Source organism: Roseobacter sp. N2S, assembly GCF_031454055.1.
GTDB lineage: Bacteria > Pseudomonadota > Alphaproteobacteria > Rhodobacterales > Rhodobacteraceae > Amylibacter.
On record NZ_JAVDQB010000012.1, the window covers coordinates 41,630 to 56,633 of the forward strand.

At 59.4% G+C, this 15,004-nt stretch carries 14 protein-coding genes and 1 pseudogene; 11 read left to right on the forward strand and 4 right to left on the reverse strand.

The window, feature by feature from the left end:
• Positions 1–23: 23 nt before the first annotated feature.
• Positions 24–362 carry a metalloregulator ArsR/SmtB family transcription factor gene (locus GGE09_RS20065; RefSeq protein WP_051694714.1) on the forward strand — a complete coding sequence of 113 codons (339 nt, stop codon included), beginning with the start codon at positions 24–26 and terminating at the stop codon, positions 360–362.
• Between the two features lie 327 nt (positions 363–689).
• Here the strand turns inward: GGE09_RS20065 and GGE09_RS20070 are convergent, their stop codons facing one another.
• From GGE09_RS20070 to GGE09_RS20080, 3 genes are all read right to left on the reverse strand, one after another.
• Entirely contained in the window at positions 690–1,313 is a 624-nt protein-coding gene (locus tag GGE09_RS20070) for a hypothetical protein (RefSeq protein WP_037931831.1), read from the reverse strand.
• Positions 1,314–1,330: 17 nt separating this feature from the next.
• A complete protein-coding gene (locus GGE09_RS20075; protein ID WP_037932139.1) occupies positions 1,331–2,059 on the reverse strand; it encodes a HupE/UreJ family protein in 729 nt (242 codons plus the stop codon).
• Positions 2,060–2,120: 61 nt separating this feature from the next.
• Complete coding sequence (locus GGE09_RS20080) at positions 2,121–2,477, reverse strand: hypothetical protein (protein WP_037932146.1); 357 nt, start codon at positions 2,475–2,477, stop codon at positions 2,121–2,123.
• An 84-nt stretch (positions 2,478–2,561) separates the two neighbouring features.
• Here GGE09_RS20080 and GGE09_RS20085 point away from each other — a divergent pair, with 84 nt between their 5' ends.
• On the forward strand, positions 2,562–4,151 hold the full coding sequence (locus GGE09_RS20085) for an MFS transporter (RefSeq protein ID WP_309747946.1): 1,590 nt from the start codon (positions 2,562–2,564) through the stop codon (positions 4,149–4,151).
• A 173-nt stretch (positions 4,152–4,324) separates the two neighbouring features.
• Here GGE09_RS20085 and GGE09_RS20090 read toward each other — a convergent pair whose 3' ends face one another.
• On the reverse strand, positions 4,325–5,374 hold the full coding sequence (locus GGE09_RS20090; protein WP_114276329.1) for a hypothetical protein: 1,050 nt from the start codon (positions 5,372–5,374) through the stop codon (positions 4,325–4,327).
• A gap of 244 nt (positions 5,375–5,618) precedes the next feature.
• Here GGE09_RS20090 and GGE09_RS20095 point away from each other — a divergent pair, with 244 nt between their 5' ends.
• The 9 genes and pseudogenes from GGE09_RS20095 to GGE09_RS20135 all read left to right on the forward strand — a co-directional run bounded on the left by GGE09_RS20095 (position 5,619) and on the right by GGE09_RS20135 (position 14,979).
• Positions 5,619–6,500, forward strand: coding sequence for a recombinase family protein (locus GGE09_RS20095; RefSeq protein ID WP_012187060.1), 882 nt, complete (start codon positions 5,619–5,621; stop codon positions 6,498–6,500).
• Positions 6,501–6,619: 119 nt separating this feature from the next.
• Positions 6,620–7,783 carry an ATP-binding protein gene (locus tag GGE09_RS20100; RefSeq protein ID WP_012187061.1) on the forward strand — a complete coding sequence of 388 codons (1,164 nt, stop codon included), beginning with the start codon at positions 6,620–6,622 and terminating at the stop codon, positions 7,781–7,783.
• Between the two features lie 779 nt (positions 7,784–8,562).
• Positions 8,563–9,918, forward strand: a complete 1,356-nt coding sequence (locus GGE09_RS20105; RefSeq protein ID WP_012187063.1) for a ParA family protein — start codon at positions 8,563–8,565, stop codon at positions 9,916–9,918.
• A complete protein-coding gene (locus GGE09_RS20110) occupies positions 9,915–10,937 on the forward strand; it encodes a ParB N-terminal domain-containing protein (protein ID WP_309747947.1) in 1,023 nt (340 codons plus the stop codon). The genes GGE09_RS20105 and GGE09_RS20110 overlap by 4 nt, the downstream gene beginning before the upstream one ends.
• 227 nt (positions 10,938–11,164) lie before the next feature.
• Positions 11,165–12,445 (forward strand): plasmid replication protein RepC, encoded by a 1,281-nt coding sequence (gene repC, locus GGE09_RS20115; protein WP_230798154.1) that lies wholly within the window; start codon positions 11,165–11,167, stop codon positions 12,443–12,445.
• A 359-nt stretch (positions 12,446–12,804) separates the two neighbouring features.
• Positions 12,805–13,290, forward strand: a pseudogene (locus GGE09_RS20120) (hypothetical protein).
• 40 nt (positions 13,291–13,330) lie between these two features.
• Entirely contained in the window at positions 13,331–14,269 is a 939-nt protein-coding gene (locus GGE09_RS20125) for a zincin-like metallopeptidase domain-containing protein (RefSeq protein WP_309747948.1), read from the forward strand.
• 23 nt (positions 14,270–14,292) lie between these two features.
• Complete coding sequence (locus GGE09_RS20130) at positions 14,293–14,502, forward strand: DUF6330 family protein (protein ID WP_309747949.1); 210 nt, start codon at positions 14,293–14,295, stop codon at positions 14,500–14,502.
• 87 nt (positions 14,503–14,589) lie between these two features.
• Complete coding sequence (locus tag GGE09_RS20135) at positions 14,590–14,979, forward strand: DUF3768 domain-containing protein (RefSeq protein ID WP_309747950.1); 390 nt, start codon at positions 14,590–14,592, stop codon at positions 14,977–14,979.
• The last annotated feature ends 25 nt before the right edge of the window (positions 14,980–15,004 follow it).

The window sequence follows — 15,004 nt, forward strand, 5'->3', positions numbered from 1 at the left end:
GTATCGTCTGCTATATGTAAGACATGACTAAATTAGTCAACACTAATATAAATGAAAACCGGCCGTCGCTGCCGGTTCTGCAGGCGCGTGCGGCAGAAGTCGCCGTGCACCTCGGACTGTTGTCGAATTCCAACAGACTGATGGTGCTCTGCCACCTACTGGAAGGCGAGCAATCGGTCGGAGCCTTGCAGGCGCAGCTGGAACTGAGTCAATCGGCGCTTAGCCAGCATCTCGCCCGATTGCGCGAGGCCGGGATGGTGTCCACGCGCCGCGATCGGCAGACGATCTTCTATCGTATCGCCGATCCGCGGGTGCATCAGATGATCGAGGCGCTGTATCTAATCTATTGTGACCCGGACTGAGAAACCGTTGGCGATTGTATCTTCGCGGAGGCAGCCCGTAACCTGGCCCGATTTCCACGCAAATGGGAAATCGAACCCGGCACTGTGCCAAGATGAGTGGTTTCTGCCCCGGCCACAAACCTGTGGCAAAACAGGGCGTTCGGTTTTCCCAAGAAGTATCCTGTAACACTGGCGTTACATTGCTCCTCGGGTGCTCACTGATCGGCCAACGGATGCCGGAGGTTAGTTTCAGAGGAAAATTCGAGTCGAGATTTACATACTCATCCAAGGCCTGCTTCGGAGCCAGGCAGCCACCCGTATCCTTTCATGCCGATGGCTGCCCTTGTGTCAACTTGCGTCTTTGAATTCGGTGTATTCGCCGCGGACCTGGACAGTCACGGTTGCGGGCTGGCTGTCGCGATTTCGCCAGAACCAGCCGTGCTCGCCGTCGAATGCCGCAATGATCTCGCCCTCATCGCCCGTCGAGCCGCGGCCCTTTTCATAGGTCACCGAATTGCCGCCGCCGTGGCCGTGCAAGTCGAAATTCACCCGACCGCCTTCGACGAGCATCCGGTATTCCACCGTCTGGCCCTCTTCCATGACCAGCTTCCACTCGGCACTGTCACCGGGTGCCAGCGTAAAGGTGGTTTCGTCGCGCCAGACTTCGGCCTCCTGCGCGTGGGCGGCACCGACAAAAAGTCCGAAGATATCGTTGATAAGGCTCGATTGCTCTTGCCCTTCAAGCTGCATCACCTTGTCGGCCTCGGCCTCCTCCGCGAGCTGGGTCTTGATCTCGCCCATCTCGCTCAGCCCGAGAACGCCGCCGATCCCTGTCGGATCGATGTTATATTCGGCGGGAAGCACCACGGTCACAAGGATCGCAACGGCGCTGGCTGCAGCGATGGCGGTGGAACGGATAAGTTGCGCGGAAGTCGGCAGCTCATCGAGGCTTGGTTTTTCTGCGTTGAACATTTGGATCTCCTAAACTCTCAGGTGGCTACGAAGTAGCCGGTGATTTGCAGGCCCATGAGGATGAACCCCATGGACATCATGATTACGTTGGCGGTGTAGGCCTGGCGGAAGAAGTTCGGGGATTTCCTCCAGTAGCCCATGACGATGAGGATCACGGCAAGCGCCAGAAGCTGGCCCAGTTCGACGCCCACGTTGAACGCCAGAAGGTTGGCCAGCAGCCCGTCCGAGGCGATCTCGTAGTCGAGGATCTTGGTGGCCAGGCCCGTGCCGTGGAAGAAGCCGAAGATCAGCGTTGCGGCCTTGGTGTTGGGCTGGACGCCAAACCAGCGTTGGTAGGCTCCCAGATTGTCGAGCGCCTTGTAGACCACCGAGAGGCCGATGATCGCATCGATGATGTAGGCGTTGATGCCCCATCCGAACCAGACGCCCGCGAGCATCGTGGTCGAGTGCCCGATGGCGAAAAGGCTGACATAGATGCCGACATCTTTCATCTTGTAGAGGAAGAAGACGACGCCGAGCAGGAACAGGATGTGGTCGTAGCCGGTCACCATGTGCTTGGCGCCGAGATACATGAAGGGGATGATGTTTACCCCCCAGATTTCCTGGATATAGCCCGCGTCGCCTTCGGTGACGTTATGGGCAAGCGCGTGACCGGCACTCAGAACGAGTGCCGACAGCGCAATGAAGGACAGGATCACGATCCGGCGCATGCCGGAATCGGTCCAGCCCCGATGGACTGTATTCATGGATTGAACTCCGCGTAGTTGTTTGATGATTGCTTGCAACGCGCCAATGGCGCGCGGTCGATCAGACGCGCGGAGGTCGTTCGATCAGGTCTATCCGTAACGTGTTCGCCGTGGCCGCACCCAGCCGCCACGCAGCCCTGTAGATTTCCATGGGATGCGCCGACAGATCGGGGCCAGGGACGACCGCCTGGCTATGATCGTGATCGACGCTGTCGTGGCTGTGTCCATGCGAGGCCCAAGCCAGGTCTTCTTCCAGACCGTGCGAATGCCCGTGCTCGGCAATTATTTCCGCGTGCTCCTGAAGCACGTCGAGGATCGCAGGCGTATGCGAGGTTGCGGGCATCACCGACCAGACAAGCACGGCCGCGCAGAGAAGCGTCGCGAACGCGGCCTTTCCGATTGTCCGTAAGGTTGTCATCAGCTTTGCCTGCCCGCTCGTCGCTCGCGTGGTGCGTCGTGGCACCATCTTGTTGTATCCCCCAGGGGAGGATAAGCCTTATCTATGACAAATCCCCCGGTCCATGCAACCCATCCCGCCCTGATTGCCCGGCTGAAACGTGCTGACGGCCACCTGCGCGCCGTGATCGAGATGATCGAGGCGGGCAAGCCATGCCTTGAGATCGCCCAGCAGATGCAGGCGGTCGAAAAGGCCGTCACGAACGCCAAGCGGGCGCTGATCCATGACCACATGGACCATTGGTCTGGACGCCGAAGGCTCCGAAACCGATCGCGCCGAGCTGCGGACGATCGCCCGATATCTCTGAGGTCCGCCATGTTCGACATCCTCTCCGACCGCACCTACCGCCATCTGTTTCTGGCGCAGGTCGTGGCGCTTCTGGGAACCGGACTCGCGACGGTGGCGCTCGGGCTTCTTGCTTTCGATCTTGCAGGGGACGGCGCGGCGCTGGTGCTCGGCACGGTTTTCACCATCAAGATGGTGGCCTATGTCGGTATCGCCCCCATTGCCGGGGCCTTCGCGGACCGGGTGCCGCGCCGCGCGTTATTGGTGACGCTCGATCTGGTGCGGGCGGGTGTGGCGCTGGCCCTGCCTTTCGTGACCGAGGTGTGGCAGGTCTATGTGCTGATCTTCCTGCTGCAATCGGCCTCCGCCGCCTTCACGCCGACCTTCCAAGCGACGATCCCCGACGTTCTGCCCGAGGAGGCGCGCTATACCCGCGCACTGTCACTGTCGCGGCTGGCCTACGATCTGGAAAACATCGTCAGCCCGACGCTGGCGGCCCTTCTGCTCGCGGTGATGTCCTACAATTCGCTTTTCCTCGGCACGGTCCTCAGTTTCGCCGCATCGGCCCTTATGGTTGTTTCGGTCGTGCTGCCCAGTCCCCGCCCATCCGAGCCGCGCGGTGTCTATGACCGCACTACGCGCGGCATCCGCATCTATCTGGCCACGCCCCGCTTGCGCGGGCTCTTGGCATTGAACCTCGCGGCGGCGGCGGCAGGTGCGATGGTGCTGGTCAACACCGTCGTTCTTGTGCGCGGCTCGCTCGGCCTTTCGGAAAGTGCTCTGGCCTGGACGATGTTCGCCTTCGGCGCAGGGTCGATGATCGCAGCGCTGGTCCTGCCGCGTGTTCTCGATGCGTTGCCGGACCGGCCCGTGATGTTCGGCGGAGCCGCGCTGATGGTGGCTACTCTGGTCGGTCTGGCGTTGACGGTCCTTGGAGCAGGCCTTGGCTGGTCCATCCTTCTAACAGCCTGGTTGCTGGTGGGGCTCGGATATTCCGCTGTCCTCACCCCTTCTGGCCGACTGCTGCGCCGTTCCGCACACGCCGGGGACCGCCCGGCACTCTTCGCGGCGCAATTCGCGCTGTCCCACGCCTGCTGGCTTGTGACCTATCCGCTGTCGGGATGGCTGCTGACGGTCTATGGTGTCGTTCCCGCACTGATCGGACTGGCCCTCATCGCCACCTTCGGAATGCTCGCAGCGCTGAAACTCTGGCCGTCCGGCGATCCCGTTGAGCTTGAGCACACCCACGATAATTTGCCACTCGACCATCCCCACCTAAGGGGACATCGCAGGCACAGCCATGCCTTGATCATTGACGAGAGCCATCCTCGCTGGGCCACGCATTTATAAGCCGCAGCAAGAGACGAAGACTGGACACGGGCGGTTCGTTTTCATCCATGCGGACATTCGTGCTTCGAGCAAAATTCATCAAAGTGGGCTCGATGCGCGAATTCTCTGCAAGTTTGGCGGACAGAAGCGTTGACTCTAACATAAACTGTCGGCCCCCCGACAAAGAGCACGGCTTAAGTTGCGACCCTCCACATCCGATACCGCCCCTGCCCCGTCATCTCGTGGATCAGACCACGCGCTTCCATCCAAGCAAGGTTGCGCTGGACGGCAGCCCGGCTGGCGCCGATCAGGGCCTCGGCCATCGGAGCGGACACGAGCGGCCATTCGGTAAGTACCGCGCACAAGGCCGGGGGCGTGCGGCCGGAAAGCGGGCTCATCTCGGCTTCCGCCCTCGCCGACCATGCCTCGATATCATCGAGGTGACGCATTGCGGTCAGGCATGCGGTCTCCATCCCGTCAAGCCAACGAGACAGACGGTCAGCGGGTGGGCCACCGGAGCGCAATCCTCCTGCCCCGCCCATGGCCAAAGGCGCGAAAAGCGCCCCCTTGCCCTCACTGGCCACGATCCGTGCGGCTGTGACCGCCGCTTCCATCCGGTCGCCGTGCTGCCCGAGGCCCGCGAGACTCCAGAGATGGAAGCCCATGCAAGCGCGCGTGATTGGGTGAAGATCGGCGGCTTGCGCCATGAGATCGAGCCAACCGCCCGCGCGATCCGCGAACGGTTCGGCTTCAACGCCGAGGTTCTCGGGGTCGCGGCGGTCGAGGAAGGCGGACAGGTCCACTTCCGGTCCAGGGCCGCCTGTAAGACGCCGCACTGCCCATCCGACACGCGCGAGCGCCGCGGTGTCGTCCTGCACGCCGGACAAGCGCATGGATTTCCAGAGCGCCAGCCGATCCGGGCCAATTCGGTCGCCTACAAACCAGCTGAGGTCTGCCGCCTCCATCAGCGCGAGCCTGTGCCGCCAACCTTTCGGGCCACGGCGCAGCCGGTCGTCCAGCGCGCCGATCCGGCCAGCCACACGGGCGAGACGCGCGGCATTGCCCGCTTCTGCCTTCCGCCAATCGTCGAGGACTGCGGTTTCACGAAGCTCTGCCCTAGGTCCGGGCGGCAGATAATCCGGCTCCTCTTCCATCGGACCGGGCAGGAACCACAGGTCGTCCTCAGACGTCTCTTCAAGCCCCTCCGCATCCACAAGAGGATCGTAAAAAATATCATACTGCATAGATACTTGAGTCTTCATGTATGCAAAATACGGCACTTTTGCATTTTACCAAAGTGTTTTGTCAGAGTCCGCCTGCACACCTTATATAGCACGGGCGCGCGATGGTCTGCGAGAGCTCGCTGATCGCGCTCAGCGTATGGAAACCAAGGGTTCTCTGCTGAGCAGCGCCACAGTGCACGCCCTTGCATTCGCTTTTAAACGGTCGTTTATTAGCCGTATCCCAAACTGCAAAAGGCAGGATTTGATGCCGTTGATAGGCTATGCGCGAGTATCGACCGAGGATCAGACCCCCCTGCCCCAGTCGCAGGCGCTGAAATCAGCGGGCTGTGTCGAAATCCATGAGGAACAGGCTTCTGGCGGTGATCGTGCGCGGCCTGTGCTGGCGCGGGTGCTGGAACGGATCGGCAAGGGCGATACGCTGGTGGTGGTGCGCATCGACCGGCTGGCGCGGTCGCTGTCGCATTTGCTGGAGGTGATCGAACGGCTGGAAGCAAAGGGCGCCTTCTTCCGCTCGATTCAGGATCCGATCGACACCGGATCCCCGCAGGGCAAGTTCACGCTGCAGGTACTGGGTGCAGCAGCCGAGTTCGAGCGCGCCCTGATCCGTGAACGGACCAAGGCTGGGCTTGCCAGCGCACGAACAAAGGGGCGGGTCGGCGGAAACCCTGGCCTGCGCGCCCGGGATCCGGCTGCGCTACGCAAGGTCCGACTGGCGCGACAGGACGGATATATGGAACGCCTGAATGAAACTGCGCAGGACTGGGTGCCCCATGTGCGTCGGCTGCGCCCCGATCTGGCTTGGGAAGATGTGGTGCGCATCATCAACGGCCCCCTACCCGAGGCCCGGCGCTGGACGCAAAGCCGTCTGCTGCGCGCTGTGAACGCCTACGTCCGCGATGGGTTCCTCCCCGCGACCGTGCTTGATCGCGCGGGCCCGCGTGCGCGAGATGATCGCCTGCCCGCCATCGTCGCGGGTATCAAGGGCGCCGATCCCGACATTACGCTTCAGGCCATCTGCGCCCGCTTGGAGAACATGCGTGAGCGCACACCCCGCGGCCGGACAAGCTGGCAGCCATCATCAGTGAAGATGTTGCTGGAGCGGGCGAAGCGGCTTGGGATACTATGAGTGAGTTTTGACGCTAAGCCTGTTCGTCACATCAGGCGACATCTCCAATTGAGTGGCAACTTTACCCGCTAAGCAGTTTATCCTTGCAAATCTTCCATCGTGTGGAGTAATTGCAAGGTATGTATAAGCGCCAAACTCATCACTTTGTGCAATCCGCGCTCGAGAGCCAAGCTGCTGTTGTCCTCCTCGGCCCCCGGCAGGTTGGGAAAACCACGCTCGCTCTAGACATCGCTTCGGAGCAACCATCGGTATACCTTGATCTAGAACGAGATGCGGACAGGCAGATCCTGACCGAACCGGATCTATATCTGGATGAACAGGCGGGAAAACTCGTCATCCTCGATGAGGTGCAGCAGATGCCTGGCCTGTTCAAGAGCCTGCGTGGACAGATCGACCAGCGCAGGCGGGCCGGTTTTCGAGCGGGCCAGTTTCTGCTCTTGGGATCAGCCTCCAACGTCCTACTCCAACAGTCGGCAGAATCCCTTGCTGGACGTGTCAGGTATATCGAAATGCCCCCTCTACAGCTTACCGAGGTGGGGGCTGATCAGTTGAATGCGCTCTGGCTGCGTGGTGGCTTTCCTGACAGCTTCATGGCTTCAAGCGATCAAGCCAGCATGGATTGGCGTCTGGATTTTCTGCGTACATATCTGGAACGTGACATCCCTGCCCTCGGACCGCGTATTCCAGCCGCAACCTTGCGGCGCTTCTGGACAATGCTTGCGCATGTGCAAGGTGGTCTATTGAACGCTGCAGCCCTCGCCGAGGGGCTGGGCGTCTCCGGCCAAACGATTGGACGCTACCTCGATCTGCTCGTTGATCTCATGCTGGTGCGGCGACTGCAGCCCTGGCATGAGAATGTCGGCAAGCGTTTGGTGAAATCGCCAAAGGTTTATGTCCGCGACAGCGGGGTCGTGCATGCCCTGTTAAGCATTGGGACAATCGAGGGCTTGCTCGGGCACCCCGTCGTTGGCGGCAGTTGGGAGGGGTTCTGTATCGAGGCCCTTCTTGCCGCTGCACCAACCGGCACCGAACCCTTCTTCTATCGCACTTCTGCCGGAGCTGAACTTGACTTGGTCCTTCGCCTGCCTGGGGGCGACATCTGGGCCGTTGAGATCAAGCGCACGACTGCGCCAAAGGTCTCGCGCGGGTTCTATGTGGGCGCGGAAGACATCAAGGCCAGCCGGAAGCTGTTGATCTACGCCGGAGAGCATGACGTCCCCGTGGCCGAAGGCGTTCGTGCAATGCCTCTTGAGCAAGGGATCGGGCTGTTGAGAGCACTATAGCGCAACGCTTGTTGCGCGCGTGCACGAGAGTAAGGGGTCTACTTGTTTTGTTCAGTTTTAAGTACGCCGCGCATTTCCCTGTGGCATTTTTTCCGGTCCCCGCAGGTCTCCCGGTGCGTACCGGTTGCATGGAATGCACATCGCAGCGGCCGCCCCGTCTACAACGGCTGTGGCCCATCTTCCTCCCCTACCCTTCTATGCGGCGCTTCGCATCCAGCGTGGTCAGGCCTTGGTCAACCGCGCAGCTACCCTTCGGGCTGCATCAGTTTCACAAGCGCCGACAATGAAACCGCCAAAAGCTTCGGCTCAATCTCCATCTTGACCTCCGACCTGGAAATTACCATCGAACCCGTCGCGAGGTCGAACAGGACGGCCTTCGCGCAACGCGTCGCCGGACGCTCCCCGTGAGGCAAGCTGACCGAGTGCGGCGGCATCTAGAAGATTCAGAAAGGGGAGACCGGCGCTGGCTACTTCACGGTGAGCATCTGTGATCACGGCTTCAACGCAAACATGGGCAAAGCCACCAACTAGGACGGTCATCTCCTGGGGTCCGAAAGACGCGGCGTGAAACATGCATGGTTGATCGGCTTCGCTCTCGTCAGCCGACTTAAACTCCAATCTTGAACGCGTTCAAGATTGGAGTTTCTGGAGCCACTGAGCCTCAAAATAAGCGCCTGAAACCTATAGGCGCGTGGTATCTTTATCTTTTACTCAGAACCGTGCTACCATTGAAGCAGAATCGAGTCGAACTCGGACCCAACCGAAGTCAGGGCTTATAAATGAGCGGTAGTTTAGAACAGTTTTTGACGGATCTGTCACGTGGGCTTGAGCGCACGATGGTGGCAGTGAACAAGGAACTCACCTTGCGTCAGCGCATCAAGCGAACCTGGTCCATGCGCCAGTGCGCTAGGTTTCTCAATGTGAGTATTCAGTATCTGACCAAGTTCGCCAATTCGAGCGATGACTTTCCCGCAGGAGAATATGTTGGAAGAGAGCGTGTTTTCACGCTTTCAGAATTGATGCACATGCGGGCCCTTCTGGCAGCCTCGGCAAAGCGGCCGTACGACTACCTGGCCTGGCGGAAGCCTGACGCACCTTTGCCCGTCATCTCGTTTGCAAGCCAGAAAGGCGGGACCGCCAAAAGTCTGAGCGCCGCGCATTTTGCCCAGTATCTCAGCTTGCACTACGGCATGCGTGTCGGTGTTATGGATGCTGACCCGCAAAGTACAATAACGCTCTACTTCGTCGGGGGAGAGGGCCTTCCCCAAATGCCCGACGAAAACACCGCCTCCATGGTGGACTTTGCTGGACTCTTTCAGTCGGAAGACGCGCCATATACCGACCACGATGCGCAAACGCTCGATAGCTTCCTTCTCAAGACCTCCTGGCCAGGCCTGCGTCTGCTTCCAGCTCACGGCGAAACATCCGAGGGCGAGATCCAGATTGCGCGGCTTGTCCGCGAAGCCCCCGCCGGAAAGAGCTTTTACCGCTACCTACGCGATGCCATCGACCGCTGGAAAGCGGGCCACCCACCGAAAACGCTACCCAACGAATTGGTAGTCGACGGCAAGGTCGACCAGGAGCGGCTCGACACCGCACTAGCGGAGACGCTGGATGTCATCATCATCGACTATCAACCCGCGCTCACACTGTTCCAGTTGAATAACGTGATTGCGTCTACTTCGCTGGTCATACCGCAAACCATGAAGGGGTTCGACATTGCGACGTTGTCGACCTTTGTGACTGGCCTGCTTGGGATGCTTCAGCACATCCTGGCCCATGAAAGGATCGAGATCGGAACCGGTGCGAACATGCTGTTGCCAACGATCGTTCAACGGTCCAATGCGCAGGATCTTAACCACATCGGAAACCTGCTAGAACATTGCCCCACGGAGATTCTGCCCGTGTTTTATTTGCGTTCCGACGCGATCTCGAACGCTTCGGACGTCTATCAGTCCGTATACGAATACGAGCCAGACACGCCGGGAAAGCGCAAGGGGATCAACCGGTTCATCACGAATGCCGACGCCGTGAACGACGCCATAATATCGCGACTCTGGCCAGGACTCGAACGTGGCTACGCCAATACTTGGATGGACGAATTCTATGAAGATGACGGCGAGGGTGAAGCATGAAACGCAGTATTCCAAGGTCGCTGGTCAGCAAGGCTACCAATCTCGATACAAACAAGGAACGTGCGAGCGGCTCCGAAGGCAGGACAGAATCGAGTGATGCTGTTTCGACTCCTTTCAAGGGGGCCGGCAGTGCCTGGAAATCAGGAGCGCTTGCGCAGTCGCAAGCTGCAGTAGAGCGAAGCAGAGCCGAGCTTTGTTTGGATATCCTCAACGGTCGCCATGAGATAAGCCTGTCGCCAGATCAAATCTCCGATCCAATGGGAACCGACCGCCGACAAGACTGGATGTCCCAGGAAGCCTTCAGGTCTTTGGTAAACAGCATCGCTTCGAACGGGCAGGACACGCCCATTCTAGTGTGGCCGGAGGATCCGGATTGGCAGCCGGATCCGTTGGACCCGTCGAATATCGCGGGGGTTCCATTCGTGATGCTGACAGGACGCCGCCGACTGGCTGCCGCGTCAGAGCTCGGTGTACCCCTTCGTGCAATACTTGCTCCGCCTGACGCGCGAAACGCTGAGAACAGCAAGTTTGAAATGTTGTTTCTGCGGTTTCGCGAGAATGAGGAGCGCGAGAATCTCAGCCCTTTTGAGCGATTGGTTTCGATTGGTGAAATGTATGAGACGCTGGCTTCTGGCGAAGAGAAACTGACAGCTGTGGCCTTCGCCAAGAAAATTTGTGTGCATGAGAGCCTAGTCTCGCGAGCACGGTCCGTTTTCGCTGCGCAGGATCAAATCTTGAACACGTTCAAGAACGTCTACGACATGAGCTTTCGCGATTTACAGGGTGCCTTAGCGAGCTTGGAGAGAACGAACAAAGCCAAGCCAAAACCAAAGACAAAGCCCCAAAAACTCACCGTAAAGCGCAAGGTGGGCAACCGAAATCTTTCGGTCACTTCCGTCGATGGAAACCTATCAATCAAGGTTGCAGGAGTGCCGATTGACCAAGAGCGTCTCGAAAAGCTTGGAGACTTAGTCGCAAGCTATTTGAACGTCGAAGACGCGGAGAAGGATACCGACTGAAGACAGCGTTGGTGAGATGTTCTTCGGAACGATGAGGCAAGGAGCAAAAAAGGAACGACAAGTGAATTAACGGCAAAAGAAAAGCCCCCAAGCGGTGTGGCCTGAGAGCTGATCTTAATGGTTTGGTCACCTTCAAGATAAGTCTCACAGGATTCACTGTCAACGACGAACGCTTCTGAGCGAACGGCTTTCTTTTGCCTCCACACAACCGGAGGTGAGATACAGGCATGAAACATACAGGTTGGCGCAAGCCGACACCGGGTCTTGGGGTTGCTGAGCAGCTTGCCCAAGCCGGTGAACGGGTAGCAGTACCCAAGACGCGGGCATTTGTCGCGCTCAAGCGCGTTGGAGCGCATATCGGTCTGAAGGCCGGCGACATGATGCTCCTCGATACACTGGGGGCCTTCACGCAGGCCCAGGACTGGGAGGAGGGGCAGCGCCCGATCGTCTGGGCCTCTAACGCCTATCTGATGGAACAGACCGGCTTCTCTCTGTCGGCACTGAAGCGTCATGCGCGGCGTCTGGCAGAGAACGGTGTGATCTCTTTCCAGGATAGCCCGAATGGCAAACGGTGGGGCCGCAGAGACGCTGAGGGGCGTATCGTCGAGGCCTACGGCTTCGATCTGTCGCCGCTTTCGGCTCGAGTCGAGGAGTTTGAAGAGCTGCAGGCCGAGTTGCAGGCCGAGCGCGAGCTCTGCCAGCGCTTGAAGCGTCAGATCACGGTTGCGCGCCGGATGATCCGCGCGCGGATCGAGGCGGCGGTAAGCGGCGCGTTGCGCGGGCCCTGGACGCAATTCACGGGTCTCTTCGAGGAGCTTCTGGACCGACTTCCGCGCCGCCATCAAGCCTCTGAACAACTGGAGCGACTACTGGCGTGGTTCAAGGAACTTCAGGAACGAGTCGAGGCGGCCTATCTCAAGGCGACTGGTGCGATAAACCCTGTGGAAAACACCGACAAAAATGACGCCCAAGTTATGAAGAAGACTCAAGAAATGAACCCCAGGGAAGTCATTTCTGAACCTCATATACTAATTACAAATCAACTTATTCCTGTAATAAGTAATTCCTCTGAAAAAGAGGAAGCGGCGGATGTCGTGCCCAATGCACGACCCGAGGAGCGGGTTGATGGGGAACTGGAAGACTGGGTTGCAGAGGTGCGCAAGAAGCGAACCGCGCTTGACCTGCCAACAATCATGCAGGCCTGTCCAGAGTTCGCGTCCTGGGCGCGTAATATGGGCGGATTCCTGAAGGATTGGGGCGATCTGCATCGGGTTGCCGGGCAACTCAGGCCGATGATCGGGATTTCGGAACATGCTTGGAACGTGGCTCAGGACCGAATGGGCACTCAGGTGGCCACGGCTGCGTTTGCACTTGTGTTCGAGAAGCACAGCGCGGGCGAGGTTGCCTCACCAGGCGGATATCTGCGCGGCATGGTCGAGAAAGCCGGGGCAGGGGAGCTGCATCTTGAGCGTAGCTTTTATGGCAGGCTCAGCGGGCAAGCGGCGTAAGAGGGTAAGATTAAAAGATGTTACGCATCCGCAGATGTAGGCAGGGCTGTAGAAAAATATCTTGCCGATCTGATGAATCTGCTAACTATCTGCCAAATAACGATAATTTAGCAACTTGTGCAAGATTTTGCCAATTCCCGTTGCCGATTTTGCGTCCCCAAATGCCTCTGCTGTTCCAAATCAATGGCTTCGACAAAAACGCAGGCATGGCGCGGTGTGGTGAGGATCCGCTGAAATTGGCCAGGACAGGGTCAATGCCCGAAAAAAGTGAAAGTGTCCTTCGGGTTTTGTGACTGACGGATGAGGGCCTTTGGGGTCCCCCAGATGGGTCCGGGCCGGATTCCGGTCTGTCTTTCCTGATGAAGGGCATTCCCATGCAAACAGGTGTCTTGCGCGTGTTGCGCGCGACCGCTGCCTCGTGGTGGCGACACAAGGAACTACGCTGAACTGGCCAGACGGGGCAGGCACAACGGCGCGAGCGCGAGACCGTCCTGCGTGATCTCGGCTATCTCAGGCAAGCCGCAGCTTTGCCACACGCGCATGTGATTTGCGGAGAGGGCGGGACATTCATCCATCTCGGTTGGACCACCGTTTCGACCTTCGTGCCGATCGAGCGCTTTCCCTTGGCCACTCTTGCGGTCGCACGAGGGACCCCGTTCATCGATATCCGACCCGTCACCGATGTCATCGCCTTCGCGAATCTGCCGCGGGTGGCGCGGGACGGATCGGACGACTCTGAACACTGGGGCCCTGGCAGGTCCGTCTCGCTGACCGACTACATCGACATGGTCGAAGGGCTCGGCGCGAGGATCATCAACGATCCGCGGCCCCGTCAGTCAGCCTGATCACCACTTACTCTCACCAAAACTCGAAAGGAGGCCAGCCATGGCCCGATCCCGCACGCCCAAATTTGATGCCTCCGAGGCCATCACAAACGAAATCATCCGTATCATCGAGCGCGGCGTCCTGCCGTGGCGCAAGCCCTGGACCGCAGGTGGCAGTTCTCGCCCCCTGCGCGTGGGCGGCGAACCCTACCAGGGAGTGAACAACTTTCTGCTGACGATGCGGACCGTGATGGCGGGCCACAGCTCTCCCTTCTGGATGACGTTGCCGCAAGCCAATGCGTTGGATGCAAAGGTCCGCAAGGGCGAGAAGTCCTCTGTCGTTGTTTATTACGGTCAAAGCCGGAAGGACGCGGGCGGCGAGGACGACCGCAGCGATGGCGATGATCGCTCCGAGGAAGCCCGCATCTTCCGCTTTCAGAAATCCTATCGCGTGTTCAACGCCTGCCAGATCGAGGGCTTGCCCGACAGTTATTGCCCTGACCCGGAGCCCGTGCCCGAGCATCCGCCGTCCGAGCCCATCCCGCACATGCAGGCGTTTTTCGATGCCATCGACATCACAACCGTCTTCACGGGCACGGAGGCGTACTATTTGCCCCCCGTGGACAAGGTTTACATGCCATCCATCACGCGGTTCCAGGACCCGCGCAATTTCTACGGGGTCTGGGCCCATGAGCTGGCCCATGCCACGAAAGCCCCGCATCGACTGAACCGTGATTTCGGGTTCTCAAAGTTTGGCAACACGTCCTATGCGCGCGAGGAGATCGTCGCAGAATTGACCTCGGTGTTCCTGGGTCAGACGCTCGGGTTCACGGCGCATACGCTCGAGATGAATGCCGCCTACCTCCACAACTGGTTGCGGGTCCTTCGGTCGGACAAGGGTGCGATCTTCCGGCACGCCGCGGACGCGCAGCGCGCCTGTGACTACCTGATCGCCAGATCGGAGGCGTGCAGGGCAGGGCGCAGCGCCAAGGCGGCCTGACCACACGGAGAACGGAGACTCCCATGTCACGTAAGGAACCCAAAACGCTGCGGGTGGCCTGCTTCAACGACGGCCGCCGCAAGATCATCACCTTCAAGCGCGGTGCCTATTGGTGGAGCCAGTCCGAGGGCGCTTATCCGTTCTCGGCAGCGCTCGAGAGCATCAAAGAACAAGGCGGCTGGATCGAAACCATCCCCAACCCATATTGCAGACCCAAGGGGCTGTTCGGGTAGGGCACCTTCTGCTTCGGTCATTCCACCAATCGGAAAAGAAAAAGCGGGCTTTGGGAAGGGTGTTTCAACTTCTCAAAGGAAATCCCCATGTCCATGACCGTTCAACCCAAGCAAGACCGGCCGGATCCGAGTGTGATCGCGGCGCAGAACGACGCGTTTCGCAAGCTCGCGTGCCTCGGGGTGCCGCCCGCGCAGCCCATCCAGGGCCGCATGCATGTCACCCGCTCGCTTATGGAGGCCAGCGACGGCTTCATGGCCGAGGCGGTGAAGGCCACCGGTGAGTTTGCCACATTCGAGCCTGAAAATGATCCCGAGGGATGGCACGATTTCGGGGCAGTCGAGATCCGAGGCGAAACCGTGTTCTGGAAAATCGATCTCTATGAAGCGGATTCCGATTTCCGCTACGGGGCCGAAGCCCCGGACAATCCTGCCACGACCATGCGTGTGCTGACCATCATGCTTGCGCGCGACTGGTAGAAGGGAAGGGGACTCCTCCCCCTGA

Bases quoted from the DNA above. Each gene is read 5' to 3' on its own strand.
- GGE09_RS20065 (WP_051694714.1), top strand. From the start codon at position 24: ATGACTAAATTAGTCAACACTAATATAAATGAAAACCGGCCGTCGCTG.
- GGE09_RS20070 (WP_037931831.1), bottom strand. From the start codon at position 1,313: ATGTTCAACGCAGAAAAACCAAGCCTCGATGAGCTGCCGACTTCCGCG.
- GGE09_RS20075 (WP_037932139.1), bottom strand. From the start codon at position 2,059: ATGAATACAGTCCATCGGGGCTGGACCGATTCCGGCATGCGCCGGATC.
- GGE09_RS20080 (WP_037932146.1), bottom strand. From the start codon at position 2,477: ATGACAACCTTACGGACAATCGGAAAGGCCGCGTTCGCGACGCTTCTC.
- GGE09_RS20085 (WP_309747946.1), top strand. From the start codon at position 2,562: ATGACAAATCCCCCGGTCCATGCAACCCATCCCGCCCTGATTGCCCGG.
- GGE09_RS20090 (WP_114276329.1), bottom strand. From the start codon at position 5,374: ATGCAGTATGATATTTTTTACGATCCTCTTGTGGATGCGGAGGGGCTT.
- GGE09_RS20095 (WP_012187060.1), top strand. From the start codon at position 5,619: ATGCCGTTGATAGGCTATGCGCGAGTATCGACCGAGGATCAGACCCCC.
- GGE09_RS20100 (WP_012187061.1), top strand. From the start codon at position 6,620: ATGTATAAGCGCCAAACTCATCACTTTGTGCAATCCGCGCTCGAGAGC.
- GGE09_RS20105 (WP_012187063.1), top strand. From the start codon at position 8,563: ATGAGCGGTAGTTTAGAACAGTTTTTGACGGATCTGTCACGTGGGCTT.
- GGE09_RS20110 (WP_309747947.1), top strand. From the start codon at position 9,915: ATGAAACGCAGTATTCCAAGGTCGCTGGTCAGCAAGGCTACCAATCTC.
- repC (WP_230798154.1), top strand. From the start codon at position 11,165: ATGAAACATACAGGTTGGCGCAAGCCGACACCGGGTCTTGGGGTTGCT.
- GGE09_RS20125 (WP_309747948.1), top strand. From the start codon at position 13,331: ATGGCCCGATCCCGCACGCCCAAATTTGATGCCTCCGAGGCCATCACA.
- GGE09_RS20130 (WP_309747949.1), top strand. From the start codon at position 14,293: ATGTCACGTAAGGAACCCAAAACGCTGCGGGTGGCCTGCTTCAACGAC.
- GGE09_RS20135 (WP_309747950.1), top strand. From the start codon at position 14,590: ATGTCCATGACCGTTCAACCCAAGCAAGACCGGCCGGATCCGAGTGTG.